Raw genomic sequence first — 24,675 nt, 5'->3', positions numbered from 1 at the left:
TGAATACTTCAACACCTTTTATTCGTTTCTTGAATCAGTTTCAGTTCATCACTAATTCCATTCAAGTTTTGCTGAGTGGCTCTTTTTTTTATTATAAATGATATAGAGAACTGTACAGATCAAAGGAATGATACCAGAAACAATGTATAATCCTCTAAATGACGTATAAGATTTCAATATTCCCATCAAGTAGGGGCCAACACCTAGACCTAGATCTAATCCGATGAAGTAAGTTGAAAGAGCGATACTGATACGGTGTTCTTTGACGATTTTCAAACAAACTGCTTGTCCGTTTGACATGAAAGTCCCGTAACCTAAACCAACGAGTGCGCCTGAAATAAGTAAGGAGATGCTGTTCGTTGTCGCACTTAGTAGAAACAAGCCAGCAGTCAAGAACAAATAGCTAGGATACATGACATACTGTTCACCTTTAGCATCAAAAATACGTCCCGTCAATGGGCGAGTGAAGGTGATAACTAACGCATAGACCACAAAGAAAAAGGAGCCTGCAGCGACTAAATGAATGACTTTCGTATAAGAAGACAAGAAGGACAAAACACTTGAATAAGAAAGACCCATTAAAAAGGCGATTCCTGTAATGAACAATGCTTTTTTCTCAATGAATCCATGGATACTCCAAGATTGTAGTGATTTTCTTTGAGTATCAGATAAATCAATGTTTTTGACTGGGAACATCAGACAGGCAATCGTTACAAGAAAAACTAAAACGATAGAAAACCAAATAATAAAATGAAAATCAGTCAGATTAAGCAAGATCATTCCTAAAAAGGGTCCGATAGCAGCGGCTAAACTAGTACTTAAACCATAATAATTGATTCCTTCTCCTTTTTTTGATTCAGGAATATAGGCAGTGACGATCGCATTAGTTGCTGTCGAAACGGTCCCGTAGCCAAACCCATTTAAAAAACGTACCAGATATAATACGCCGATCGTTGGGGTGAAAAGATAGGCTAAAGTAGAGAGTAAATAAAAAATAGCTCCACCACGCAAAGTAAACTTGCGCCCAAATAATTCAAGTTGTTTACCCATAAATAAACGAGCCAATAGTGTACCTATGATGTAGATACCAGAAGCAAAACCTGCTTGGCTCATACTAGCATGTAAATCATCTTGAGCAATAACGGCAATAATGACCATCAGTAAATAATAAATTAAATAGACAATGAAATTAATAAGAGTGATTCCGATAAAATGTTTATTGAATAATTTTTTTTCCATTTGCTTTGTGTTTACCCCTTAATCTGAATAAGCTTTTAATTTTTGGATTTGTACTTCAACATCGTGGTAATTTGATGGGTAGCGATCGACCAATTGACGAATGAACAAGTCTCGAGTCGTCATAAATAATTCTAAAAATTCTTCTAATTCGTTCGATGGTTTTTCATCAACTGCTTTGATCAATTCAATTGAATTTTGGTAAGCATCATTTAAGAAAACCAAAGAAGCTTTCATGTCAAATCTTGTTTGATAAGCTGTTTCAAGTCGATTAATAATTGTTTTCATCCAGTAGTTCATATTTTTTTCCTCAATTCTTTCATTTTTTTTTACATTCGCAGTATAACGAAACGAAAAGAAGAAAAAAATCACAGACATAATTTAAAATGGTACTTAACAAATGTTAATATCATTAGTAAAATACCTTTGGGCTTTAAAATACTTAGAAATCTTGTATTATTTTTTTAGATAAATGTTTGGATGGGGGAGCATGATTGGACAGCAGAGTGCTAAAGGAATATTTAGAGAAAAATCAATTTCCAATTGTACGAAAAAGATATCATAAGTATCTAACTTTTGAAGGAGTGGAGGATTGTTACACGTATATTTTAAAAGAAGGCACGGTCAAAGCAAGTGTCATCTCAAATGATGGTCGTGAGTTCAACTTGAGGTATATTAAAGATCTAGAGATTGTTTCACTTTTAAAAGATGAATATTCGCAGTTTATTGATTCGCCGTACAATATTCGGATTGAATCTGAATATGCAGAATTTTATCGAATCAATCGAGTGAAATTTTGGGAACATATCAATGAAGATCCAAAGATGCAACATTATGTAAAAGAATATTATCGTTATCGTTTACTGTATTCCATGAAAAAAATGCAACAAATGCTTTTAAATGGGAAATTAGGTGCTGTATGTACGCAACTTTACGAGTTATATGATTTATTTGGGGTTCGGACCGAGGAAGGTATGATGATCGATTTTGTGATCACTAATGAAGAAATCGCCAAGTTTTGCGGAATCTCTACCGCTAGCAGCGTGAGTAGGATCTTAAAACAACTGAAAGAAAATGGGATAATCACCGTTAAAGATCATCGGATCATTATCACCAATATGGATTTATTGGAAGACAATATTATCTTTTAAACAGGATCAGTGGAAAATATAAGATGCTTCCTTCATGTAGTTGTATCAGCTTTAGCTGACGACAATGCATGAAGGAAGCATCTTAATTTATGGATGATTGTTCCTATTGTGGTGCTTTAAAAGCTTCGACCACCACCACCGAATGTCCCACCACCGCTGGAATGAGTCGTACTTCCGCCACCGCCGCTGCCAGGAGGTGGGCTTTTTGGAATCCTGCGTGTAGTGACAAAGGAGTTGGTTAAGCGATCTGTTTTATCTGTTAATTTTACGTTTGATTTTTCTCTAAATGGGTATTTATAAGTTCCTGATTTCAACTGATACCTCGAAACTGTTACAAAGTAGAATACGAGGCTCAATGCCAGGGCTAAGATGATAGAAATCACTATTTCAGTCGTCGTCAACACTTTATACCGCGTGATCTTACCAGTCTCTTCATCAATTTGATAATGTCCTCCAGGAACTCCAGCTTCTACATATTCTGAAGTTTTAGTCAAATAGGCTTGAGCTGCTGCAAAATAAGCCGAATTCGTCATTTGGTCGTAGACATCATCTAACATGTCATTGATCCGAGCATCATCAAGATAATCGATCATATTACCAGAAGTTGAAATGTAAATCTCACGTTGTCCCATATCTAACAACAGAACAGCCCCATTTTGATCATTACCGATCGCATTTCTTAAGTAATCATCTGCAAACGTTCGAGGTTCGTCTGAGTTGGAAGTCGTCGTTACGATAAAGATTTGTCCTTTGATCTTCTCATTGATAGGCTGGATTTGTTGCTCTAAAGATTGGATCTGCTCTTGCGTGAACAAACCAGCTTCATCGTTCACTGCGGGTGTAGCAGCGTCAACGGAAGAACTCCAAAAGAAACCGAATAGGACTAGAAAGAAAAGTAAAATTCTTTTTTTCATATCAAGTATCCTCCAATCATAAAGAGGATCGCCAATACAGCAAAGATTCCAAAAGCCGTCAAGCCCAGTTTTTTATGACTGATGGGTAAAACACCACTGACTTTACCTGTTTGACCATTCATGGCGTAATAATAGACTTTCTTATTGGCATCACTACTGCGATAAGTGACTAACCATACCGGTAAAAGAACATATTCATTATTCTCACTAGTGATATCTGTCGAAGTCCGAACATTGGTCAATGTGGTATAACCATTTGCGGTGTCACGTAACAATTTCTCGGAGTAATCTTGCAGTTCATCTTGCACTTGTGATTTGATTGCTTCATATTCGATATCTCGTTTTTCTGCTTGAAACCCTGCCAGATACTGACTTTTGAAGTCAATTGCCTTGTTCAAAGGAAACGGTTGGACTGCTTCCACCATTTTTTGTTGGGTATTCTTGGACAACGCATTTTTTACTAGTTCTTTAAAGGAAAGTGAGCCTTCTCGATGAACAGCAAACTGTTTGGTTTCTGTATACTCGATGTCACCCACTCGCCAAATACGAATCACTGTTCCGGTCGCTTGCATAGAGCCGTCAACGGTTGCATCCGTTGTCCAATAAGGAAAATAAACGCCAGTTAGTTTGTCGATTTGGTCTTTGTTGAAAAATTCTTTGGGTACAAACCATTTTTTCTTTGTCCAAGCTAAGAATTTTTCGACCGCCTCTTCTTTTTCGACTGCAAATGGTAAGACTTTATTTGGCAGTAATTTTCCACTTAACCGTCCGGATAAAACAACTGGATTGTGACAATAGTAGCAGTAAGTAGCAGCCGTTGTTACATCGGTCACGATCTCTGCTCCACAGCTTGGACAAAGAAATAGTTCCATCGTTGCTTCTGTTTCTTCTTCCACTGATTCAGCTGGTGTTGCTTGATCGCTAGGATCAGAAAAACCACCAGCTTCTTCAAACGCTTTTCGTTCTGCTTCATCCATCTGCTCCAACTGTTCATCTGCAGTAAAAGTAAAATCTTTTTCAGAATCTTGTTGGGAGGGCGGTTGATCTTCTGAGTGAATCCCTCGGGCTGCTTTTTGTTCTTGTTCGTACTGACTGACTTCTTCCTCAGTGTAAACATTTAAACAATAGTCACAGTGGAATTTTTGATCTTTTGGATCAAACGTGAGAGGACCCCCACAGTTTGGGCATTTATGTGTAAGAACGTCCATTCTATCCACACCTTTCTAAAACTTAGTCGAGTGGGATTCCTTTGAATGGTTTTCCACAATTTGGACAAAACTTAGGGATACCATTTGAAAGATCGACCACTTCGTTACATTCACTACATTTCATTTGTAACTTTGGTTGGACATTTGCAACTGGCTTGGCTGCCCCACAGTTAGAACAGAATTTTCCCGTATTTTCAGTTCCGCAGACTGGACATGTCCAAGTATCATTGCTCCCTTGAGCAGTTTGTTGGTTTTGTTTTTCAGCTTGTTGTTTGATTTGTTCCTGGTTATTTTGTGCTGCTTGTGAAAGGTAAGAACCATTAGCATTCATTCCCATTCCCATGCCCATAAAGCCAGTCATCGCGCCGGCATCATTTTTACCAGCTGCTTCCATCCCACGAGCAATCGAACCTTGAACATAGCCTTCACGGACACTTGGATCTCCCAACATCGCACCTTCATTACGCATATTGATCAATTTCACTGAATCATCTGTGTAAGAAATACTTGCTACTGCGACAGAAACGATTTCCATACCACGTAATTCATTCCAAGATTCATCTAAAACATTGCCCATGTATTTACTTAATTCTAAGCTTTTTGATGGAACATAAGAAATGCGCTGACCATCAGCAGACATTTGGTTAATCGCAGCTTGAAGAGCTGTTAAAAATTCTGCCAGATACTGCTCATTAATATCTGAGATTTCTACTTGCGTTTTGTTTTTAGGAATAGCGTTGGTATAAAACAAAATTGGATCAGTAATATGGATCGAATAAGTACCATGAGCTCGTAAGAACAATTCAGCATTGTAAAAATTGTCAAAATAGTTCAGTGGCGCACTGGTACCAAACTTGATTCCTTTGATTTCTTGAAGATTGATATAAAAGACTTGTTGCTTTTGAGGTGTCACGCCACCGAATTTAAAACGTTCAAAAGTTTCTGCGATCGCACCTTTCAATGAACCATTGAACATGGAAGGAGCAGAGTCATTTTTGATCGTATAGTAGCCTTCTTCGGCAGTATAATCAATGATTTTACCACCATCTACAAGGAGCATCATCATATTCGGATAGACATGGACAACGGTTCCGTCAGTTAGAACATCCTCTGTTCCTTTACGATTGGAGCCACGTTTATCATCTTTACGTACTTTCACACCTTTTGTCATAACTGTTGTATCGCTCATATCCGCTGGTTCGATTACTTCGATCCATTGATCTGCTAATCCACCGCCGATCATGCTTGTTGCTGCTTTGATAAGACCCATAAAAAATTCCTCCCTTTATGAATGTTGATTGTTAAATGAATGACTCTATTATACCATAGGAGCAATGAAAAACTCTCAGACGGAAGATGGATATTAGCTGTTTAGCTGATTTTCTTTCAGTTGCAAAAAACAAGGAAGATCGAGAAAGCTGTTTGTGAGTATTTATTTGAAAGAATCGGGGAATACACAAGTAACTACAAACGACAAATCATGATTCTTCTCATAACTATAGTAGTTTTTTTTAGTAAAATCACGTATAATAAAAGATAGTGAATTTTTCAAAAAAGGGGGATCTTCATGGCATATCAAGCACTCTATCGTGTCTGGCGTTCACAGCGTTTCGAAGACATTGTCGGGCAAAAAGCGGTGACACAGACGTTGAAAAATGCTATCGTTTCCCATAAAACTTCTCATGCTTATCTATTTACAGGACCACGAGGAACTGGTAAAACGAGTGCAGCTAAAATTTTTGCAAAAGCTATCAACTGTCCGAATAGTCAAGATGGAGAACCTTGTAATCATTGTGAAATGTGTCAGTCGATTACAGCGGGAACACAAGAAGACGTGATTGAAATCGACGCAGCAAGTAATAACGGAGTCGAAGAAATACGTTTTATTCGAGATCGAGCGAACTACGCACCGACAAAAGCAACTTATAAAATCTATATCATAGATGAAGTGCATATGCTTTCTACCGGAGCGTTCAATGCATTGTTGAAAACTTTAGAAGAACCTAAAGAAAATGTTATTTTTATTTTAGCAACAACCGAGCCACATAAGATACCAGCAACGATCATTTCCAGAACACAACGCTTTGATTTCAAACGAATCAATGCAGCAGATATCGTTGAGCATTTGGCATACATTTTAAAGCAATCAGACGTACAATATGAAGAACCAGCACTAGGGGTTATTGCTCGAGCAGCAGAAGGCGGGATGCGTGATGCGCTAAGTATCATGGACCAAGCGATTTCTTTTAGTAATGGGATCGTAACTGTGGATGATGCGATGCAAGTTACCGGTAGTCTAACCAACGAGATGATGGATGAATTTTTAGGCGCTTGTGTGAATAATGAAGTGCCCAAAGCGTTAGAATCATTAACAGATATCTTAGCTGCTGGTAAGGAAGCACGGCGCTTTTTAGAAGATCTTTTACAGTATTGTCGTGACTTACTGATGTACCAACAAGCACCAAATCTCGTAGCAGAACGAACAACTTCACTTCGAGAACCATTTGTCGAACTAGCAAAAGAAGTACCTGCACCTCGACTTTTTCAGATGATCCATATTTTGAGTGAAACACAAAATGAGATTCGTTTTACTAATAGTGCTACGATCTATCTGGAAGTAGCAACCGTCAAGCTAGCTCAAGCTTCTGGTTCAGCTGCTCCTTCAAGTAGTAACCAAGCAAGTGAAGTAGACAGTCAGTTAATTAATCAGCTACAAGCAGAGATCAAAGAGCTGAAAAAAGCGATCAATGAGATCAAAACGAATGGGGGAACCCCTTCAACTACTGCCAAGCAAACACAAGCTCCTGTTCAAAAGAAACAAGCAAGTACGTATCGGATACCAACTGAACGAGTGTATCAGGTTCTAAGAGAAGCGACCAGAAAGCATTTGAATGAAGTCAAAGAAGTCTGGGACGATTTGTTGATGAGTTTGTCTGTGACACAACGAGCGATGCTTAAAGCAAGTGAACCAGTTGCGGCTAGTCCTACTGGGTTAGTCATTGCGTTTGATTACGAAATCGTTTGTCAACGAGCTGCTAACGACGAAGAATTACAGTTGGCGATCCATAATAATTTAAGTCGAATGATCAAAGACTATGCACCAGATTCAGTCTATATCACGAGAGAAAGCTGGCCAACGATCCGCAAAGACTATTTAGTCCAAGCAAAAGACGGGAGTAATGATGATTCTTTTGCTCCGGAAGATTCAGATGAAGAGATCGAACTGATCCCTCAACAAGCACCAAGTGAAGAAACGATCGTCACGAAAGCCGAAGAAATCTTTGGCACAGATGTTGTGACAATCATTGATGATTAAATAAAAAAAGGAGAATGATCAATTATGATGCGCGGAATGGGAAACATGCAAGGGATGATGAAACAAGTCCAAAAAATGCAAAAAGAGATGGTTCAAGCACAAGAACAATTGAACGAAACAGAATTTACTGGTGTAGCAACCAATGAGTTAGTGAAAGTTATTTTTACAGGTGATCGTCGGATGAAAGACATCCAAATCAGTGAAGGTGTCGTGGATCCTGAAGATACAGAAATGTTGCAAGACCTGTTGATGATGGCTGTCAATGATGCTTTGACAAAAATCGATGCAGAATCTGAAAAAACAATGGGAAAATACACTAAGGGGTTACCCTTCTAATTTTTCCTAAAGGGGTAATGAAAATGCAATATCCAGAACCAATTGCTAAATTGATCGATAGTTACATGAGACTGCCAGGGATCGGTCAGAAAACAGCCACAAGATTAGCTTTCTACACGATCGATATGAAAGATGAAATCGTGAATGAATTTGCTAAATCGTTGTTAAGTGTCAAACGAGATCTTCATTTTTGTAGTGTTTGCGGCAACATCACAGAAGAAGACCCATGTGAGATTTGTAAAGATCCTTCAAGAGACCGGGGGGTTATCTTAGTTGTCGAAGAACCAAAAGACGTGATGGCGTTAGAAAAAATGCGGGAATATCGTGGGCTTTATCATGTTCTACATGGGGTTCTTTCTCCAATGGAAGGGACTGGACCTGAAGATATCAACATTTCTTCGTTACTTGAACGCCTACATGATGATCAAGTGAAAGAAGTGATCATTGCAACAAATGCAACCACTGAAGGAGAAGCTACTGCCATGTATCTTTCACGATTGATCAAACCGGCTGGTATCAAAGTCACTCGATTGGCTCACGGCTTATCCGTTGGTTCGGATATCGAATATGCTGATGAAGTGACCCTGTTAAAAGCGGTAGAAGGCAGACGCGAGTTATAAATTTTCTATAAAAAAGAATTTCGGCTACAATAAAGAAGTAACGCAAGAGATGGGGGCAAAAATGTGAACGGACTATTTATTACGATCGAGGGACCAGATGGAGCTGGGAAAACCAGTATTCTAAATGAGTTATTCCCTCTTTTGAAAAAAGTAGCAAAAACAAAGATCATTCAAACAAGAGAACCAGGTGGGATCCCGATTGCCGAAGAGATTCGGGCAGTTATCCTTGATCCTAAAAATGATCGGATGGATGAACGGACAGAAGCTTTGCTATATGCTGCGGCTAGAAGACAGCATTTGGTCGAGAAAGTCCTACCTGCTTTATCAGAAGGAAGCATTGTTTTATGTGATCGATTTGTAGACAGCTCATTGGCTTATCAAGGGGCGGGACGTAGAATTGGTGTTTCTGAGATTGCCCGCTTGAATGAATTTGCTACAGAAGGTACGACACCTGACTTTACCCTTTATCTCGATATTGATTCAGATACTGGATTGCATCGCATTAAAGAGAACCGAAGAGGTCAAATCGATCGATTAGATTCAGAAGGATTGGAATTTCATCAACGAGTACGTCATGCGTATTTAAAAATAGCTGAAGAGAATCCTGAACGTATTTATAAAATTGATGCAAGAAAGAGCTTTGAAGAGGTACTTCAAACAAGTTACAGAGCCATTGTTGAACAATACCCACAATTTTTTGAAAACTAGGAAGGTGACTGTATATGAAAATTATTTTAGCAATTATTCAAGACAAAGACAGTAATCGTTTATCCAATGAATTGATTGATGCCAATATCCGTGCAACAAAATTATCTTCAACTGGTGGCTTTTTGAAAGCTGGCAACAGTACATTTATTGTTGGGATTGAAGACGAACGTGTAGAAGAAGCATTAGAAATCATCAAAAAAACTTGTGAATCAAGAAAACAATTTGTTTCAACACCTGTCACGTTGGATATCTCTATGGACGGTGGAGTTCCTTATCCAGTAGAAGTTGAAGTCGGTGGAGCAACCGTCTTTGTGTTACCAGTTGAAGGATTTCATCAATTTTAGGAGGCGCCATGGATCAAGAATTTACGCTGGATCAAATGCAACCTATCGTGTATCAACAGCTTCAACGAAGTTTTGAGCATGGGCGCCTCGCTCATGCTTATCTTTTTGAAGGCGAAAAAGGAACGGGAAAACACGAAATGGGGATTTGGTTAGCACAACACCTGTTTTGTACGAATCTGCAGGAACAACTTCCTTGTGGAGTATGCAATAATTGTCAACGAATCCAAAACCAAGAACATCCAGACGTTTTAACGATCGTACCAGAAGGGCAAACGATCAAAGTCGATCAAATTAGACGTTTGCAAACCGAATTTAGTCGTAGTGGTTATGAATCTCGGAAGAAAGTTTTCCTTATTCAAGAAGCAGAAAAGATGAATGCAAGTGCAGCAAATAGTTTGCTTAAGTTTTTAGAAGAACCACCAGGCGATTTTCTAGCGATCTTAGAAACAGATTCGATTGGGCGAATCCTACCAACGATTCAATCACGCTGCCAAATCTTGCATTTTCAGGAGCTGGCTAAAGATGCGTTGATTTATAAATTACAACAAGCACAGATTCCTTTAGAAAAAGCGAAACTTTTGACATTCTTGACGAACAGTTTCACAAAAGCAGTTGAAATATCGCAAAATGAATGGTTTAATGATGCTAAGGATTCGATTCAACAGTGGTTTGTGTATTTGCAAAAAAATGATACACAAGCATTCATTTATGTTCAAAAAAAGTTAATAAAGACTTTTAAAGAAAAATCGCAACAATTTACTGGTTTATCAATCTTAATGTTTTATTATCAAGAAGCTTTACAACAAGCTTTAATAGCAGAAAATCTTAGAAAAGTAACACGTATTAATCAGACGATTGAGCGTATTTTATTAGCGGAACAGAAATTAAGAAGCAATGTCAGCTTCCAAGCAGTAGCGGAACAGTTTGTTTTACAAACAATTACTGGCTGAGACAGCAGGAAAAATGAGGGTCAAGGGGGATGGAAATGGTCGAAGTAGTAGGTGTCCGTTATAAAGAAGCAGGTCCTATCTATTATTTTAAACCTGGTCAATTAACGTATGAATACAACGAGAAAGTAATCGTTGAAACTCAAAAAAACTTACATATTGCAACTGTCGCCATTCCTAAAGCAGAACTTGATCCGGAAGAATTGCCTGAGCAAATCAGTTCAATTTTGCATAAAGCGACACAAGCAGAACTCGAAAAAGAACAAAAAAATAAAGAAGATGCAGAACAAGCCAAGCTGATTGCGAAAGAAAAAGTCAAAAAACATGGGTTAGAAATGAAGATCATTCATGTAGAATATACGTTAGATCGTAGTAAACTCATTTTTTCATTCACAGCAGATGGACGAATTGATTTTCGGGAATTAGTCAAAGACTTAGCTGCCGTGTTTCGTACTAGGATTGAACTTCAACAAATCGGAGTACGAGATGAAGCAAAATTGCTAGGTGGAATTGGCCCATGTGGACGGCCTTTATGCTGTGCTTCATTTTTAGGAGATTTTGTCCCAGTTTCAATCAAAATGGCAAAAAATCAAAATTTGTCCTTAAACCCGACTAAGATATCTGGGTTGTGTGGACGTTTGATGTGTTGCTTGCAATATGAAAATGAAGAATATGAATTAGCAAAAAAAGCACTTCCAGATTTTGGAACAGTGGTTAACACTCCTGATGGTAAAGGGAAAGTTGTCGGCTTGAACTTACTTAATCGACTAGTAAATGTTCGATTAACAGGTCGGGAAAATCCAATCGAATATGAATGGGATGAATTGAAAAACTTCATCCAGGTAGGTGAGATAAATGGATAAGAGATCATTATATGATGGCTTGAACCAATTAGAATCAGAGCTAAGAAATACATTAACTGAATTGGTGGAAATGAAGCAAGCATTACATGAGATCGTTGAAAAAAATACAACGTTGGAAATGGAAAATCAACGTTTAAGAGAGCATTTACGGGAATTAAATCAAGTACAAACACCAGCAGATAATGTGAAACAAGAACTTTCAAAATCTCGTATGAACTTAGAAAAGATTTATGAAGAAGGCTTTCATGTTTGTTATGATCTCTATGGCTCAAGACGTGAGAATGACGAACCTTGTGCCTTTTGTTTAGAAGTCATCTATCGAGAAAGCGGACGGTAAACAAAGAGATTTGAAACAAGCCTGATATTGCTTATCTTTAGCGATTAATAAACGGCACTCACAGTATCACTTCTACGGAATTAAGTCCGAAAATAAAAAATAAGAAATGCTATTTTTCAATGTTTCGCCCTTAATTCTTAAAGGAGGCCGTGTTGTTCACGACCTCTTATATGGCGTTCAAAGCATTGCTTCTGCGGAGTTAAGCTCAAAAAATTAAAAATATGAAAAGCTATTTTCAATTTTTCGTTCTTAATTCTTGAAGCAGCCCATGCTTTTCACGACCTTTACACGGCGTTCAAGAAGCAACTCCTCAGCAATAAGCGATGATTTTCTAAAATATGGGAAGCTATTTTAAAAAATCCTCTCTTATTTGCTCGGAGTTAACCGCTTCTTTCACGACCTCTTACACGGCGTTCAAAGAGCTGACCTTTGATAATAGTTCAAAAAACTGCAAAATATGAGAAGCTATTTTTCAGTTTTCTTCACTATTTCTCAGGTCAAACCGCTCTTTTCACGACCTCTTACACAGGAGAATAAATCATGCTTAATCAAAAAAGTTTTAAAGGACATCATGAAACTGGCTCGCTTTATTTAGTACCGACTCCGATTGGCAATTTAGAAGATATGACTTATCGTAGTGTACGGATATTACAAGAAGTAGACTTGATTGCCAGTGAGGATACACGAAATACCCAAAAATTACTGAATCATTTTGAGATTCAGACACCGCAAAAAAGTTTACATGAACACAACTATAAGGAACGAATTCCGCAATTGATCGCTGAGTTGATGTCTGGTCGCTCGATTGCACAGGTAAGTGATGCTGGGATGCCTTCTATTAGCGATCCAGGACATGAGCTGGTACTTGCTTGCATCCAAGCGGGGATTCCAGTAGTCGCTATTCCAGGACCAACTGCTGGGATGACTGCGTTGATTGCTTCAGGCTTGTTACCTCAGCCATTTTTATTTTATGGTTTTTTAGGAAGAAAGAAAAAAGAACAACAAACAACGTTAGAAACATTGAAAGAATACACAGCTACATTGATTTTTTACGAATCTCCTTATCGGATCAGTGCAACTTTAACGAATATGTTGACTGTTTTTGGTAACCGTCAAGTTGTTTTGTGTCGAGAATTAACAAAAATCCATGAAGAATATTTACGTGGAAGTATTGAAGAGTTATTAGACTACATTGAAGAACACCCTGTAAAGGGAGAATGCTGTTTATTGGTTGAAGGAAATACTGGAAGTGAAGAGCCACAAACACAAATTGAAGGATCATTGAAAGAACAAGTCGAACAGTTGATTGCTCTTGGGGAAAAAACAAATGCAGCTATTAAAGCTGTTGCTGTAAAAAACGGACTCAAAAAGCAAGAAGTATATCGACAATTTCACGACTTGGACTAGTTGTATCGAAAAAGATATTTTTTGAAGGAAAGTTATGTCCGAATTGCATAGGAAAGAACGTTTCTTTCTTGATAATGACCATTTGCTATCAATCAAAAATTGAACTGATTTGAGACTTTTTCTAACGATTATCGAGGTGATCAATGTGAAAACATATGTAGGTTTACTTGATAAGATCAGAGTTATAAAGACGCAACCATTGCTTGTTCGGTTTACATTGGAAACCATTCATCAGCCACTTAATTGTATTGTTGCAAATGTCGAGATTGCGGATAAGTTGATGATGATGGAAGAAAGAAAATATAACATTGCTGTTACAGGACACTTGAATCGACGTAATCAGCTAGTTGTTGAGAGTTTGCAAGTGAGAAACCCAGATCAATATACACGAAATCTCAAAATCTAGAGCGAGTGCGAGAAGTACTATGAAATTAGTGCGGTGCAATGTTACCCGCAGATTTCAAATAATAAAACACCATGGAGATTGAATGAAGTTCAACCTCTATGGTGTTTTTTACGTAATGTCAACTACATGGCTAAATAAACCATAGTGAAAAAAATACTAGAACGAATTTCCAAAATTTCGCCATAGTAAGATGAAGGTAACTTAAGCAAACCTAAGAAGTATTTTATCCTATCTAAAGGTTAGCGCGCATTAATTGTCTTCATATAGCTATAGTATAGGTTAAGACGACGATTACTGAAACAATTCTTCATAGCTGATCGTTTCATCAGAGTTATTTAACTGATCCAGCAGCGTTTCTAGTTTCGCAAAATTGATAAAGCGTGCTTGTCGTTCGACTTCTTTATTTTTATGGTAGATCAAAATAACAGGAGCAGTCAATATTTGAAAGGCGCTAGCTACTTCAGATGTTTCCACAGCATCTAAATGAAAACTAGGAAAATCATACTGATCCAATAATTTCTTCAAACGAGGAAGAACAGCATGACATACGCTGCAATTTGGCATAGATAAGTAAAGAACTACCGTTTCATCTTGTGCTAATGACTGATGTACTTCTGATAGATTCGTGGTTTTTTTCATATAAAAAACGTCCTTCCTAATCAAAACAACCTTTCACAATAAATGTTGTGAAAGATTTCGTGAACCAATTTAATCACAATAAGAAAAAAAGTCAACTAACTTGTCTTATTTTTATCAAATAAAAGATAAGAGTTAGGTAAGAAATAGAAGTAACCTTGTTTTTTTTTAGCGAAAAGCGTATATTATTCTGGCAAATGATGTTTATAGTAAGGAGCGAAAAAATGTTTTCTTTTATACCAAATTCGGTATTGCAGATGAGTACGATTTTTCTATCAATCGTTATTGAAGCTTTACCATTTGTTCTATTAGGCTGTCTCATCTCTGGGGCACTACAAGTCTTTTTAACACCTGAGCGAGTCAAACGCTGGTTACCAGATAATCGCTTTTTATCCATTTTGACTGGTTCTGTTTTAGGATTTTTCTTTCCATCCTGTGAATGTGGGATCGTACCGATCGTTCATCAGTTTGTCAAAAAAGGAGTTCCTGTGCATACCGCTTTTGCATTTATGTTAACAGCACCTATTATCAATCCAATCGTCATTTTTTCTACTTTTATTGCATTTGGGAACTCTTGGAAAATGGCCGGTTGGCGAATGGTTGGAAGCTTTGTGGTAGCGTTGATCATTGGTATCTGGCTCGCTTATTTTCAAAAAGAAAGTGTATTGAAAACGAAGATCCAACAAACAATCGATCATAACCATCATCATGACCACACCCATGGTACCAATAAACACGAGGAGGTCAAAATTGGGAGAATCAAGCAACTTAGTCAGCAAACAGGTCATGTCCTCACACATTCGATCGATGAATTTTTTGATACGGGTCGTTATCTGATTGTCGGTGGTCTGATTGCCGCTAGTATGCAAACTTACTTGCCAACTCGTGTCATGTTGACACTGGGCTCAACCAAACTACTAGCAATTATTATCATGCTTCTTCTAGCTTTTACGATGTCCCTATGCTCGGAAGCAGATGCGTTCATCGGGTCATCCTTACTCAGCCTTTTTGGTACAGCTCCTGTGGTGGCATTCTTAGTATTTGGACCAATGGTGGATATCAAAAACCTTTTGATGATGAAACGCTATTTTAATGGTCGCTTTATTTTGATGCTCATTGGTTTGATAGCCGTTAGTGTGATTGGTTTTACATTATTTATCTAGGAGGAGCAGTATGATACGATTTTTGATATTATCTGGTTATTTTGAGCTAATGATGTATTTACAAGTATCTGGGAAATTAGATCAGTACATCAATGTTCATTATCGTTATTTGGCTATTTTATCGATGATTTTATCTGCTTTACTTGCATTGGTCCAATTGTATATTTGGGTCAAGAGTGATTCAGTAAAAGGGAAAAAACAGGTAGATGAAGAAGTACACCATCACCACGATCATGATCACGATCACGGGTTAACCAAACCCTCACAACGAGTGATCGCTTATGTTCTGTTGGCTTTACCTGTTATTGTCGGTACTTTATTTCCAACAGTCAGTTTAGATACGACGATTGTGGAAGCAAAAGGATTCAATTTTCCAATAAGTAAGGAGTCGGTTGGAGACCCTGAAATGCAGACACAATATTTAAAGCCTGATACGAGCATTTATTTTAACAAGTCTGACTATTTGGATCAGATGAAAAAATTAAAAGAAAAATATGATGACAAACAGCTTATTAAGATCACTGATGAGAATTACTTGGAAGTCATGGAATTGATTTATAATTACCCAAGTGAATTTATTGGGAAAAAAATCTCTTATGAAGGCTTTGTGTATAAAACGCCAGATGGGGAAAAAGAAGATAATTTCTTATTCCGTTTTGGAATCATCCATTGCGTTGCTGACTCAGGTGTATTCGGTCTATTGACACATATGCCGGAAGGAACGAATGTCAAAAACGATGAGTGGTATAAAGTAGAAGGCACCATCCAATCTGACTACTATGAACCCTTCAAACGGGACATTCCAGTTGTAGAGGTCAATACTCTAACCAAAATCGAGGCGCCCAAAAATCAATATGTGTATCGGTCATTTTAAAGCAAAGACTAAAATTATTAGTGACAAAAATAACTGATGTGACAATAAAAAACCAAAGTACTTGAAAATAGCTTGTAGCTTGCCTATTTTCTAGATACTTTGTTTTTTTATTCATGGCACGATTATTTTCGCCGTTACTTTTTCATTTATGAACGTTTTTAGATGTTCTTTTTTTTCGTTTCAAAAAAATGGCTTCTCGTTTTAATTTGAAGTTTCGGATATTGTGGTTGAAGACTTCTGATAAAACGAGTCCTAAAGCAATAGCACCAGCAATCATGATCGCTTGAACTGTATAACTTGCAGCTGCCTGATACGAGCCAGTTACTAGATTTCTCACTGCTTGATAAGCCAGACCTCCAGGAACTAGTGGTACCATGCCAGGGATATTAAAGATGGTTACAGGCATTTTTAATCGTTTAGAAAAAAGATCACTGATAAATGCAACACCTAAAGAACCCAGTAACGAACCAAAAGCCGGCGTACCACCTAAGTCCACACATACCCAATAGATCATCCAGCCAAAGGCACCAGAGAGCCCGCAACAAATCAAGGCACGTCTAGGAACGTTGGTGATGATCGCAAAAGCCGCTGTGGCTAAAAAGCTAAAAGAAAATTGAATAAATAGATTCCACATCATCATGTTCCTTTCTCAATAAAAAAGTTGGAAGATAAAGGCAATCGCAAATCCGATCATTGTGGCAGTCATCATGGCCTCTGTACCACGAGAAACTCCAGAAACATAGTGTCCAGCTAGTAAATCCCGAATAGCATTTGTAATCTGTACTCCAGGAACAAGGGGCATGACACAACCGATGATGATCAAATCCTGATTGGCACCTAATCCGACACGAACGCTGAGAATAGCTGTAAGACCAATTAACAAGGAAGATAAGAACTCTGACAAAAATTTGATCCGAAAAAATTTTAAACTATATAAGTAAATCGCATAGCCGATACCGCCGATCATCAAAGTGATTGGTAGATCACTCATTTCTCCACCAAATAATACCATGATCGTTCCGCTAATCACCGCAGCACTTAAAATTTGAAGCCATACTGGGAAAAATGACCGATCTTTTTCAATGGCTTGTAAGGCAATGTAGAGATCATTCAAAGTTAACTCACCAGCAACATATTTTCTAGAAAGATTATTGACATTGACAACTTTTTCCAGATTAATGGAGCGATTGGTGATTTGTTCCATTCTAATGGTTGACGTACGGTCAAGACCAATAAACAAACCCGTTTGAGTAACATAGCTGACCAGGCGATAATTGCCAGAAGCAAGAGCGATTCGGCTCATTGTGTCTTCTACTCGGTACATCTCAGCATTGCTTTCCATCATGATTTTGCCAGCTAATAAACAAGTATCAAGTAATAAATCCAACTCTTTTTCTGTCATAATATTTTCTCCAATAGTTCATTTGTTGCTTTTATTTTACTACAAATGACTAAATAAAAGAGAAATAAATAAATACTTGAGTATGAAATGAAAGAGGCGTATACTGATTTTTGTAAGATGCGGGTGTAGTTTAGTGGTAAAATCCCAGCTTCCCAAGCTGATGTCGCGGGTTCGATTCCCGTCACCCGCTTAAACGAACGATAAGAATGAAGAGAAACAGTATTGATCACATTTTGTTTGATCAATACTGTTTTTTGTTTTTGAGTCACAAGGTATTTTTTGCTTGATTAAGTGAAAACATACTGTTTTAAGATCAATGATTTTTTATGACGTATTCTTTTTAAGAAGAGATCAATTTTTACTTAGTATAGAGAATTAAAGGTAGAAATAAATGGAATAAAATAAGTTTAAATATTTTAAAAAAGGGGAACGTATGTTAAAGTTTAGAATAGTTGTTTAGAAAAGGAGTAAAGAAATGCAGAAAAAATCAACAAAAGCCATTATGGGTGTGGTTGTTGCTGTTTTAGCAGGGGCACTAGGACTATCAACACAAAAAAATTCAGATATCGTTCAACAAATTACTGGGTTATTTGACTCAACCCCACAAGCGTCAAAAGTAGCAGACGTACCAGAATATGATGGGAAGCATCAAGAAATTGAGATCAATCAGAATCGTCCGGATTTCACTGAAGAAGATTTGAGCTTAGCTAAAGGAACATGGCAAAGCTATTCAAATATTGATCGATTGAACCGTGTAGGTGCGGCCAATGCGTTATTGGGAAAAGACCTTTTTCCAAAAGAAAAACGCGAGCCGTTGTATATTGATCCAACTGGTTGGAAACAAAAAAAATTAAGCGATGGCCAATGGCTTTATAATCGTAGCCATTTGATTGGTTATCAATTGACTGGACAAAACAACAACATCAAAAATTTGATGACAGGTACTCGTTCATTAAATGCGCCGTATATGCTAGTCCATGAAAATGATATTGCCGCTTATATCAAAGAAACCAATCATCACGTTCGTTATCGTGTCACTCCACATTTTAAGGGGAATGAATTAGTTGCCAGAGGAGTGCAATTAGAAGCAGAAAGTATTGAAGATAAAAAAATAAAATTTAATGTGTTTATTTATAACGTTCAAGAGGGTTATGAAATCAACTATGATACCGGACAGGCGAGAAAAAAATAGCTAATGACATTTGATAGTATACGAAAAAAGTATGAACTTTTTGAAGAATTATCGAAAAAGCTTATATTTATTTAAATATAGCGTATACTTTGGTTAAGATACGATCAAGTAACTGAACATTTGATCACAAATATGTTAAAGTAATGAGAAGTCTGTTTATTAATTTAACCGGAAGTTTTTTAAGATTTATTTGTAGTTTTAAGGTAATTCGAGTAAAATAAAAGTGTAGAAGGTAAATGAATACCTTGCGGGAAAGAGGTGTAGAATCATGGGTTTTACAGATGAAACCGTACGTTTTGGTTTTGACGATAGTCGTAAAAAAGAAGTAAGTGAGACATTAGCGATCGTTTATCGGGCTTTAGAAGAAAAAGGCTACAATCCAATTAATCAGATTGTTGGCTACTTGCTTTCTGGAGACCCGGCCTACATTCCTCGTTATCGTGATGCAAGAAACTTGATACGTCGTCACGAACGCGATGAAATCATGGAAGTAATTGTTAAAGATTATCTAACAAACCATGGGGTAAGTATATGAGAGTAATGGGCTTAGATGTGGGCTCAAAAACAGTTGGTATTGCTGTTAGCGATCCATTTGGTTGGACCGCTCAAGGAGTAGAGATCATTCGTATTGATGAAGAGGCGGAAGAGTTTGGCTTTGACCGTTTGAAAGAACTAGTCGATCAATACGAAGTAGACCGATTTGTCGTAGGCTTACCTAAAAATATGAATAATACAATTGGACCAAGAGCAGAAAGCTCAATGGCTTATGGAGAAAAAATTAAAGAATTATTCTCGTTACCAGTTGAATATCAAGATGAACGACTAACCACAGTTCAAGCTGAACGAATGTTAGTTGAGCAAGCCAATACATCAAGAGCTAAAAGAAAAAAAGTGATTGATAAATTAGCTGCTGTCATGATTTTACAAAATTATTTAGACGGTTCAGGAAAAAAATTATTTTAATTTCAATGAAAAGAGGGAGACTTATGACAGAACATAACCACACACATGACCACGATCACGAAGGGCACGAGCATATCACCTTAGTAGATGATCAAGGAAACGAAACATTATATGAAATCTTATTAACAGTTGATGGACAAGAAGAATTTGGCCGTAACTACGTATTGCTTTATCCAGCTGGTGTACCAGAAGATGAAGATGTTGAGTTACAAGCCTATGCTTATGTCGAAAATGAAGACGGCACAGAAGGCGAACTAGAACAAATCGAAACTGATGCAGAATGGGACATGATTGAAGAAGTATTCAACACGTTCATGGCTGAAGAAGAAGAATAGTCTTAAAACGACGGCTGAACCCTTGATGGATAAGGGTTCAGCTTTTTTGTGTTTTGTTTTGACCAAGATTGTTTTTGGAAAATTATGGGAATTTATTAAGGAAAATTATCTTGCTATGTTAGTAATAGGGGCGGTATTTGGTCTTGCTATATTATCAGGGGTCACTCTAGCTACAATAGTTAGTGTACTAGCTACAGCATTTGGGTACATCTTAGAAGTGATGAGTATTTAAGAAATAAGATGAAAATCTTTACAATAGTAACTTGATGTTATTACTGTAAAGATTTTCTTTAATAGCTGTAAAAGATGCCGTTATTAATTGGACTTAATAAACAAAAAAGAAAAAATTATTATAGATTAATGTTTACATAGTTAATATTTGTTATAATTTTTTTTTTATAAGAATATTGAGGTGAACAAATGGCATTCATTAAATTAATTTTTTCTATTTTTTCTCTGGCTATGTTAATTACTATGATTGTTAGTTTTATTATGATAATGAAATTTACTATAGTACAGCATAGATTGAACTTTAGGAAAAAACAATATATAAAGAAGAGTTTTCCAAAACTCACAAAGAAAGATCTCAAATATCGTCAAATAAAAATATTTAACTACCAACAGCTATACCTTAATAGTGGTTTTAAACATAACCTTCAAATGACTGCTCTAATCGGTTCATTTATAGGGATGATAGCGATGTTTATAATTGCATTATTTACAAAAGATGTAAATCTATCGTTTGTGTTATTGTCTCTTACTTTCTGTTTGATTTCTATTTTTATATTGACACAACCTAGTTTGAAAGAACGAAATAGTTTTTGGAATGATTATTTAGAAAAACATCCAGATAATCCATTGAACGTTTGTTCATTCCCTTTAGACTTAGATGAAAAAGCGTATGAGAATGAAAGAAAATTAGGTCTTTATAGTCTTATTTTTGCTGTCTCTCTTTTTGTTGTTTCTTTTATAGGAAATTAGGAAGTACTTGTTTTTATAAAAGTTTAAAAGCTTCTGTTTTTTTATGAGGGCAGAAGTTTTTTATTTTTATCCTTTATAGATAATCTACATTAGGTATAGAAAGAGTAAGTTGTGCTACATATATAGTATTAATTACATATTCATAGGGAAAATACTATTGGAAAATATTAAAACAAAAAAGGTGTTTATTTCGTATAGTTGGTCAAATGAAGAACACAAGGAAATGGTAATACGATTAGCTGAAGAGTTAGTGAATCTTGGTTCCTTGTCAGATATTATTGAGGGAGAGCCTATAAAAAATGTTGGTGAACTTCACCAACATCAAAACGTATAAAGCCATTCTATATAGAGCATTTCTTAACTGAAAAACTGTTTTATTTCTAGTGATATTTTGGAGTGACAGCTTTCAATATTTAGTCAGTTGGCAAACATAGTAATCAAATGTACTTTTCTTTTCAAAGCCCATGTTTACATATAAATCATATGCAATTTGATTGGTTGCGTCGACTTCTAAATAAATTTCTTTTTCTTCTTTGATTAATAATTCTTGGATCAAACGGTTCAAGCAAAGTTTACCTAACCCTTGACCACGAAAAGCCGGTGCTACGACTAAGCCGTAGATACCATAGGAAGATAGATCCTCTTCGATTCGGGCACAAGCAATCAGTTGATTTTCTTTATGAAAAACAACTGTTTTCTCTAAATCTTCAGATGACAATGGAGGAACCGTTGCCCCAATTTCTCCTAATTGGAGTTGGGCAATTAGGGAAGATTCCTTTAGAGTAGCTTTTTGTGGTCGATAAGGAGAATCTAGCTGTTTAAATTTGTTTGGCTGAAGAATCAACCGATACTCAGTAAACTGTTTGTTCAATTCTTTTTTCGACTCAAAGTAATTTTTCAAAAAAAGGTCACGTGGATCAGTGATGTAAAGAATCGTTGTTCGACCGATGGTTTGAGCGAATCGCATTATTTCATCAAGTAGTTGTTGTAAACAAGCCAAATTTTCATGCACGATCATTGTCACTTCTAGTTCGCTCTCATCATAAAAACTTAAAAAAGCATAGGCAATAAGTGTCTCTTCTTTAAAACAAAGGACATGGCGGATCTGGTCGTTCGTTTGTTCAGCAAAATCAGGAGCTAGTTTAAACTGGCAGTGACGCTGCTGTTCGATCTGTTCTTTCAATTCACGGATCGTTTGCTTGGTATCAGGTTGTAGCTGTCTTGTGATAGATGCTTTCATTTGTTTTCCCCAATCAAAAGATTTTTCTCATCTTATCTTATTTTTTTAACCAACACAATAAGAAAGTGAATCGCGGTAGTTGGTCGTTCCTTCATTTGGTCATGAAGCCAGAAAGCGAGTCATTGTATTCAACGAGAGTGTCATACAAATGCAATGCTCATAAAAATATAGTTTATAAGGAAAAGTGACATATAAATAAAATTTATGGTAGGTATTAGTTTTGACTATATTCTTTTCTCACGCCTATACTTCCCTTGTTACTAAAACCTAGGAGGAATTAGCTATGTTGACAGGATTAAACTTATTAAATAATCCATTTTTAAATAAAGGAACAGCTTTTACGAAAGAAGAACGTGCGAAATATGGGATTACAGGTATGTTGCCAAGCACAGTCCAAACGTTAGAGGAACAATCGATTCAAGCATACGGACAATATTTGAGTAAACAAAGTGATCTTGAAAAACGAATCTTCTTAATGAATTTATTCAATACAAACCGGACACTTTTCTATAAATTAATGGGACAACATTTAGTTGAGTTTATGCCAGTTGTTTATGATCCAGTCGTTGCGGATTCAATCGAACAATACAATGAAATTTTCTTAAAACCGCAAGATGCTGCGTTTCTTTCAATTGATGAACCAGAAAATATCAAAGCAAGTTTACAAAATGCTGCGGACGGTCGAGACATTCGCTTGATCGTGGTGACTGATGCAGAAGGAATCTTAGGTATGGGTGACTGGGGAGTCAATGGTGTAGATATTGCGATCGGTAAATTGATGGTTTATACAGCAGCTGCTGGAATCAACCCTGCCCAAGTATTACCTGTATCAATCGATGCAGGAACAAATAATGAAGAATTACTAAATAATCCATTGTATTTAGGAAATCGCCATCGTCGTGTGACAGGACAAAAATATTATGAATTTATCGATCAATTCGTTGATGCAGCAACGGATCTTTTCCCAGAACTATTACTGCATTGGGAAGATTTTGGACGAGGAAATGCTGCAACGATCTTAGAAAAATATGAAGATAAAATCACTACTTTCAATGATGATATCCAAGGAACAGGGATTGTTGTTCTTGCTGGTGTACTAGGTGGACTGAATATTTCTGGAGAATCATTGAAAGACCAAACTATTTTGACTTTTGGAGCCGGTACTGCGGGCGTAGGTATTGCCAATATTCTATTAGACGAAATGATTCGTCAAGGTGTATCAGAAGAAGAAGCTCGAAAACACTTTTATCAAGTAGACAAACAAGGGTTATTATTTGAAGATACAGAAGGTTTGACTCCAGGACAAATTCCTTTTGCTCGAAAACGATCTGAATTTACTAATTCTGCTGAACTAACAACTTTAGAAGCGGTCGTAAAAGAAATTCATCCAACAATCATGATTGGGACATCGACTCAACCAGGTGCGTTTACGGAAGAAATCGTTAAGGAAATGGCAAGCCATACACCACGTCCAATCATCATGCCATTGTCTAATCCAACGAAATTAGCGGAAGCGAAAGCCAAAGATTTAATTGAATGGACTGATGGGAAAGCATTAGTAGGAACTGGGATTCCGGCAGCAGACGTGGAATACCAAGGAGTAACTTATCAAATCGGACAAGCAAACAATGCGTTGATGTATCCAGGGTTAGGACTTGGTTTGATTGCTTCAACGGCTACACGTGTGAATGCTGAGATCATTTCTCAAGCAAGTCGTGCATTAGGTGGAATCGTTGATGTTACAAAACCAGGCGCAGCAATTTTACCTCCAGTTGCGAAGATCACTGAATTTTCTCAAACAATTGCAGAAACAGTAGCGAAATCTGTTGTTTCTCAAAAATTGAATCGTGAAGAAATCACTGATATCAAAGCAGCAGTGGAATCTGCTAAATGGGTACCAGAATACCAAGAGTTAGACAAATAAGCTTGACCAAATTTTTAAAACAAAGTGAATGAAGGATTAGTTGAGCACAATCATACACAGAGTACGTTAATCGGTGAAAGGAAAGCAGCTGATTAGATGCAACGAGGTGAAAAATGGGAATCACCTGATGAAGAAGCTATAAAAATCAGATATTGAACTATTTTTCAACGTA

At 36.9% G+C, this 24,675-nt stretch carries 30 protein-coding genes and 1 tRNA gene; 22 read left to right on the top strand and 9 right to left on the bottom strand.

What is annotated here, in order from left to right; translation table 11 throughout:
* Nucleotides 1-51: 51 nt before the first annotated feature.
* Together IGJ32_RS09880 and IGJ32_RS09875 are read right to left on the bottom strand one after the other, a co-directional pair.
* Nucleotides 52-1,239 carry an MFS transporter gene (locus IGJ32_RS09880; protein ID WP_342081879.1) on the bottom strand — a complete coding sequence of 396 codons (1,188 nt, stop codon included), beginning with the start codon at nt 1,237-1,239 and terminating at the stop codon, nt 52-54.
* 18 nt (nt 1,240-1,257) lie between these two features.
* Nucleotides 1,258-1,536, bottom strand: a complete 279-nt coding sequence (locus IGJ32_RS09875) for a hypothetical protein (protein ID WP_010718697.1) — start codon at nt 1,534-1,536, stop codon at nt 1,258-1,260.
* Between the two features lie 194 nt (nt 1,537-1,730).
* Here IGJ32_RS09875 and IGJ32_RS09870 point away from each other — a divergent pair, with 194 nt between their 5' ends.
* The gene (locus IGJ32_RS09870; protein ID WP_010738044.1) at nt 1,731-2,387 is read left to right on the top strand and encodes a Crp/Fnr family transcriptional regulator; all 657 of its coding nucleotides are present in this window, start codon (nt 1,731-1,733) and stop codon (nt 2,385-2,387) included.
* A gap of 116 nt (nt 2,388-2,503) precedes the next feature.
* On the opposite strand, the gene IGJ32_RS09865 is transcribed toward IGJ32_RS09870, so the two are convergent.
* From IGJ32_RS09865 to IGJ32_RS09855, 3 genes are read right to left on the bottom strand one after another with little or no spacing between them, the layout of a single operon-like run.
* On the bottom strand, nt 2,504-3,301 hold the full coding sequence (locus tag IGJ32_RS09865; protein WP_342081878.1) for a TPM domain-containing protein: 798 nt from the start codon (nt 3,299-3,301) through the stop codon (nt 2,504-2,506).
* The gene (locus tag IGJ32_RS09860) at nt 3,298-4,509 is read right to left on the bottom strand and encodes a TFIIB-type zinc ribbon-containing protein (RefSeq protein ID WP_342081877.1); all 1,212 of its coding nucleotides are present in this window, start codon (nt 4,507-4,509) and stop codon (nt 3,298-3,300) included. The genes IGJ32_RS09865 and IGJ32_RS09860 overlap by 4 nt, the downstream gene beginning before the upstream one ends.
* 22 nt (nt 4,510-4,531) lie before the next feature.
* Complete coding sequence (locus IGJ32_RS09855) at nt 4,532-5,779, bottom strand: SPFH domain-containing protein (protein WP_010718693.1); 1,248 nt, start codon at nt 5,777-5,779, stop codon at nt 4,532-4,534.
* Nucleotides 5,780-6,076: 297 nt separating this feature from the next.
* On the opposite strand from IGJ32_RS09855, the gene dnaX reads away from it, so the two are divergent.
* The 10 genes from dnaX (at nt 6,077) to IGJ32_RS09805 (ending at nt 13,793) form a co-directional block, all read left to right on the top strand.
* Nucleotides 6,077-7,825 carry a DNA polymerase III subunit gamma/tau gene (dnaX, locus tag IGJ32_RS09850; RefSeq protein ID WP_034699015.1) on the top strand — a complete coding sequence of 583 codons (1,749 nt, stop codon included), beginning with the start codon at nt 6,077-6,079 and terminating at the stop codon, nt 7,823-7,825.
* Between the two features lie 24 nt (nt 7,826-7,849).
* Complete coding sequence (locus IGJ32_RS09845; protein ID WP_010718691.1) at nt 7,850-8,161, top strand: YbaB/EbfC family nucleoid-associated protein; 312 nt, start codon at nt 7,850-7,852, stop codon at nt 8,159-8,161.
* A 23-nt stretch (nt 8,162-8,184) separates the two neighbouring features.
* A complete protein-coding gene (gene recR / locus IGJ32_RS09840; protein ID WP_010718690.1) occupies nt 8,185-8,781 on the top strand; it encodes a recombination mediator RecR in 597 nt (198 codons plus the stop codon).
* A 63-nt stretch (nt 8,782-8,844) separates the two neighbouring features.
* Complete coding sequence (gene tmk, locus IGJ32_RS09835; protein WP_010718689.1) at nt 8,845-9,489, top strand: dTMP kinase; 645 nt, start codon at nt 8,845-8,847, stop codon at nt 9,487-9,489.
* 14 nt (nt 9,490-9,503) lie between these two features.
* The gene (locus IGJ32_RS09830) at nt 9,504-9,833 is read left to right on the top strand and encodes a cyclic-di-AMP receptor (RefSeq protein WP_010718688.1); all 330 of its coding nucleotides are present in this window, start codon (nt 9,504-9,506) and stop codon (nt 9,831-9,833) included.
* Between the two features lie 8 nt (nt 9,834-9,841).
* On the top strand, nt 9,842-10,783 hold the full coding sequence (holB, locus tag IGJ32_RS09825) for a DNA polymerase III subunit delta' (protein WP_010718687.1): 942 nt from the start codon (nt 9,842-9,844) through the stop codon (nt 10,781-10,783).
* Between the two features lie 35 nt (nt 10,784-10,818).
* Entirely contained in the window at nt 10,819-11,643 is an 825-nt protein-coding gene (locus tag IGJ32_RS09820) for a PSP1 domain-containing protein (protein ID WP_342081876.1), read from the top strand.
* Complete coding sequence (locus IGJ32_RS09815; RefSeq protein ID WP_010718685.1) at nt 11,636-11,980, top strand: DNA replication initiation control protein YabA; 345 nt, start codon at nt 11,636-11,638, stop codon at nt 11,978-11,980. Before IGJ32_RS09820 ends, IGJ32_RS09815 begins: the two co-directional genes overlap by 8 nt.
* Nucleotides 11,981-12,520: 540 nt before the next feature.
* Nucleotides 12,521-13,387 carry a 16S rRNA (cytidine(1402)-2'-O)-methyltransferase gene (gene rsmI / locus IGJ32_RS09810; RefSeq protein WP_010718684.1) on the top strand — a complete coding sequence of 289 codons (867 nt, stop codon included), beginning with the start codon at nt 12,521-12,523 and terminating at the stop codon, nt 13,385-13,387.
* Between the two features lie 145 nt (nt 13,388-13,532).
* On the top strand, nt 13,533-13,793 hold the full coding sequence (locus IGJ32_RS09805; protein WP_002328071.1) for a hypothetical protein: 261 nt from the start codon (nt 13,533-13,535) through the stop codon (nt 13,791-13,793).
* Nucleotides 13,794-14,084: 291 nt separating this feature from the next.
* On the opposite strand, the gene IGJ32_RS09800 is transcribed toward IGJ32_RS09805, so the two are convergent.
* Entirely contained in the window at nt 14,085-14,432 is a 348-nt protein-coding gene (locus IGJ32_RS09800; RefSeq protein WP_342081875.1) for a thioredoxin family protein, read from the bottom strand.
* 221 nt (nt 14,433-14,653) lie between these two features.
* Between IGJ32_RS09800 and IGJ32_RS09795 the strand changes: the two genes are divergently transcribed.
* Both IGJ32_RS09795 and IGJ32_RS09790 read left to right on the top strand, forming a co-directional pair.
* Nucleotides 14,654-15,592: a permease gene (locus tag IGJ32_RS09795; protein WP_342081874.1), complete on the top strand. Its 939-nt coding sequence runs from the start codon at nt 14,654-14,656 to the stop codon at nt 15,590-15,592.
* A gap of 10 nt (nt 15,593-15,602) precedes the next feature.
* A complete protein-coding gene (locus IGJ32_RS09790; RefSeq protein WP_010718682.1) occupies nt 15,603-16,466 on the top strand; it encodes a TIGR03943 family putative permease subunit in 864 nt (287 codons plus the stop codon).
* A 142-nt stretch (nt 16,467-16,608) separates the two neighbouring features.
* Here IGJ32_RS09790 and IGJ32_RS09785 read toward each other — a convergent pair whose 3' ends face one another.
* Both IGJ32_RS09785 and IGJ32_RS09780 read right to left on the bottom strand, forming a co-directional pair.
* Complete coding sequence (locus tag IGJ32_RS09785) at nt 16,609-17,100, bottom strand: threonine/serine exporter family protein (RefSeq protein ID WP_063627444.1); 492 nt, start codon at nt 17,098-17,100, stop codon at nt 16,609-16,611.
* A gap of 15 nt (nt 17,101-17,115) precedes the next feature.
* Entirely contained in the window at nt 17,116-17,868 is a 753-nt protein-coding gene (locus tag IGJ32_RS09780; protein WP_010718680.1) for a threonine/serine exporter family protein, read from the bottom strand.
* Between the two features lie 119 nt (nt 17,869-17,987).
* Between IGJ32_RS09780 and IGJ32_RS09775 the strand changes: the two genes are divergently transcribed.
* From IGJ32_RS09775 to IGJ32_RS09740, 8 genes are all read left to right on the top strand, one after another.
* Nucleotides 17,988-18,058, top strand: a tRNA-Gly gene (locus IGJ32_RS09775).
* A gap of 285 nt (nt 18,059-18,343) precedes the next feature.
* On the top strand, nt 18,344-19,060 hold the full coding sequence (locus tag IGJ32_RS09770; protein WP_010718679.1) for a DNA/RNA non-specific endonuclease: 717 nt from the start codon (nt 18,344-18,346) through the stop codon (nt 19,058-19,060).
* 268 nt (nt 19,061-19,328) lie between these two features.
* Complete coding sequence (locus IGJ32_RS09765) at nt 19,329-19,595, top strand: IreB family regulatory phosphoprotein (RefSeq protein WP_010718678.1); 267 nt, start codon at nt 19,329-19,331, stop codon at nt 19,593-19,595.
* Nucleotides 19,592-20,023: a Holliday junction resolvase RuvX gene (gene ruvX, locus IGJ32_RS09760; RefSeq protein ID WP_010718677.1), complete on the top strand. Its 432-nt coding sequence runs from the start codon at nt 19,592-19,594 to the stop codon at nt 20,021-20,023. Before IGJ32_RS09765 ends, ruvX begins: the two co-directional genes overlap by 4 nt.
* Nucleotides 20,024-20,046: 23 nt before the next feature.
* A complete protein-coding gene (locus tag IGJ32_RS09755) occupies nt 20,047-20,358 on the top strand; it encodes a DUF1292 domain-containing protein (RefSeq protein WP_010718676.1) in 312 nt (103 codons plus the stop codon).
* Between the two features lie 25 nt (nt 20,359-20,383).
* A complete protein-coding gene (locus IGJ32_RS09750; RefSeq protein ID WP_342081873.1) occupies nt 20,384-20,590 on the top strand; it encodes a hypothetical protein in 207 nt (68 codons plus the stop codon).
* Nucleotides 20,591-20,778: 188 nt separating this feature from the next.
* A complete protein-coding gene (locus IGJ32_RS09745; protein WP_081128138.1) occupies nt 20,779-21,339 on the top strand; it encodes a hypothetical protein in 561 nt (186 codons plus the stop codon).
* Between the two features lie 157 nt (nt 21,340-21,496).
* Nucleotides 21,497-21,673, top strand: a complete 177-nt coding sequence (locus tag IGJ32_RS09740) for an SEFIR domain-containing protein (protein WP_241546312.1) — start codon at nt 21,497-21,499, stop codon at nt 21,671-21,673.
* A gap of 72 nt (nt 21,674-21,745) precedes the next feature.
* On the opposite strand, the gene IGJ32_RS09735 is transcribed toward IGJ32_RS09740, so the two are convergent.
* Nucleotides 21,746-22,579: a GNAT family N-acetyltransferase gene (locus IGJ32_RS09735; protein WP_010718667.1), complete on the bottom strand. Its 834-nt coding sequence runs from the start codon at nt 22,577-22,579 to the stop codon at nt 21,746-21,748.
* 283 nt (nt 22,580-22,862) lie between these two features.
* On the opposite strand from IGJ32_RS09735, the gene IGJ32_RS09730 reads away from it, so the two are divergent.
* The gene (locus IGJ32_RS09730) at nt 22,863-24,503 is read left to right on the top strand and encodes a malolactic enzyme (RefSeq protein WP_034699054.1); all 1,641 of its coding nucleotides are present in this window, start codon (nt 22,863-22,865) and stop codon (nt 24,501-24,503) included.
* Nucleotides 24,504-24,675 lie beyond the last annotated feature (172 nt).

This window comes from Enterococcus sp. DIV1639a (assembly GCF_050530445.1).
Lineage (GTDB): Bacteria > Bacillota > Bacilli > Lactobacillales > Enterococcaceae > Enterococcus_B > Enterococcus_B hirae.
The sequence above is the reverse complement of the archived record's forward strand: the minus strand, read 5'-3'. Positions and strand labels throughout refer to the sequence as shown.

Excerpts from the sequence above, each read along its gene's own strand:
- IGJ32_RS09785 (WP_063627444.1), bottom strand. The coding sequence starts at position 17,100 with ATGTGGAATCTATTTATTCAATTTTCTTTTAGCTTTTTAGCCACAGCG.
- IGJ32_RS09845 (WP_010718691.1), top strand. The coding sequence starts at position 7,850 with ATGATGCGCGGAATGGGAAACATGCAAGGGATGATGAAACAAGTCCAA.
- IGJ32_RS09830 (WP_010718688.1), top strand. The coding sequence starts at position 9,504 with ATGAAAATTATTTTAGCAATTATTCAAGACAAAGACAGTAATCGTTTA.
- ruvX (WP_010718677.1), top strand. The coding sequence starts at position 19,592 with ATGAGAGTAATGGGCTTAGATGTGGGCTCAAAAACAGTTGGTATTGCT.
- IGJ32_RS09745 (WP_081128138.1), top strand. The coding sequence starts at position 20,779 with ATGGCATTCATTAAATTAATTTTTTCTATTTTTTCTCTGGCTATGTTA.
- IGJ32_RS09865 (WP_342081878.1), bottom strand. The coding sequence starts at position 3,301 with ATGAAAAAAAGAATTTTACTTTTCTTTCTAGTCCTATTCGGTTTCTTT.
- IGJ32_RS09880 (WP_342081879.1), bottom strand. The coding sequence starts at position 1,239 with ATGGAAAAAAAATTATTCAATAAACATTTTATCGGAATCACTCTTATT.
- IGJ32_RS09755 (WP_010718676.1), top strand. The coding sequence starts at position 20,047 with ATGACAGAACATAACCACACACATGACCACGATCACGAAGGGCACGAG.
- IGJ32_RS09765 (WP_010718678.1), top strand. The coding sequence starts at position 19,329 with ATGGGTTTTACAGATGAAACCGTACGTTTTGGTTTTGACGATAGTCGT.
- IGJ32_RS09860 (WP_342081877.1), bottom strand. The coding sequence starts at position 4,509 with ATGGACGTTCTTACACATAAATGCCCAAACTGTGGGGGTCCTCTCACG.
- IGJ32_RS09750 (WP_342081873.1), top strand. The coding sequence starts at position 20,384 with ATGGATAAGGGTTCAGCTTTTTTGTGTTTTGTTTTGACCAAGATTGTT.
- rsmI (WP_010718684.1), top strand. The coding sequence starts at position 12,521 with ATGCTTAATCAAAAAAGTTTTAAAGGACATCATGAAACTGGCTCGCTT.
- recR (WP_010718690.1), top strand. The coding sequence starts at position 8,185 with ATGCAATATCCAGAACCAATTGCTAAATTGATCGATAGTTACATGAGA.
- holB (WP_010718687.1), top strand. The coding sequence starts at position 9,842 with ATGGATCAAGAATTTACGCTGGATCAAATGCAACCTATCGTGTATCAA.
- dnaX (WP_034699015.1), top strand. The coding sequence starts at position 6,077 with ATGGCATATCAAGCACTCTATCGTGTCTGGCGTTCACAGCGTTTCGAA.
- IGJ32_RS09730 (WP_034699054.1), top strand. The coding sequence starts at position 22,863 with ATGTTGACAGGATTAAACTTATTAAATAATCCATTTTTAAATAAAGGA.
- IGJ32_RS09815 (WP_010718685.1), top strand. The coding sequence starts at position 11,636 with ATGGATAAGAGATCATTATATGATGGCTTGAACCAATTAGAATCAGAG.
- IGJ32_RS09770 (WP_010718679.1), top strand. The coding sequence starts at position 18,344 with ATGCAGAAAAAATCAACAAAAGCCATTATGGGTGTGGTTGTTGCTGTT.
- IGJ32_RS09855 (WP_010718693.1), bottom strand. The coding sequence starts at position 5,779 with ATGGGTCTTATCAAAGCAGCAACAAGCATGATCGGCGGTGGATTAGCA.
- IGJ32_RS09790 (WP_010718682.1), top strand. The coding sequence starts at position 15,603 with ATGATACGATTTTTGATATTATCTGGTTATTTTGAGCTAATGATGTAT.
- IGJ32_RS09795 (WP_342081874.1), top strand. The coding sequence starts at position 14,654 with ATGTTTTCTTTTATACCAAATTCGGTATTGCAGATGAGTACGATTTTT.
- IGJ32_RS09875 (WP_010718697.1), bottom strand. The coding sequence starts at position 1,536 with ATGAACTACTGGATGAAAACAATTATTAATCGACTTGAAACAGCTTAT.
- IGJ32_RS09800 (WP_342081875.1), bottom strand. The coding sequence starts at position 14,432 with ATGAAAAAAACCACGAATCTATCAGAAGTACATCAGTCATTAGCACAA.
- IGJ32_RS09735 (WP_010718667.1), bottom strand. The coding sequence starts at position 22,579 with ATGAAAGCATCTATCACAAGACAGCTACAACCTGATACCAAGCAAACG.
- IGJ32_RS09780 (WP_010718680.1), bottom strand. The coding sequence starts at position 17,868 with ATGACAGAAAAAGAGTTGGATTTATTACTTGATACTTGTTTATTAGCT.
- IGJ32_RS09820 (WP_342081876.1), top strand. The coding sequence starts at position 10,819 with ATGGTCGAAGTAGTAGGTGTCCGTTATAAAGAAGCAGGTCCTATCTAT.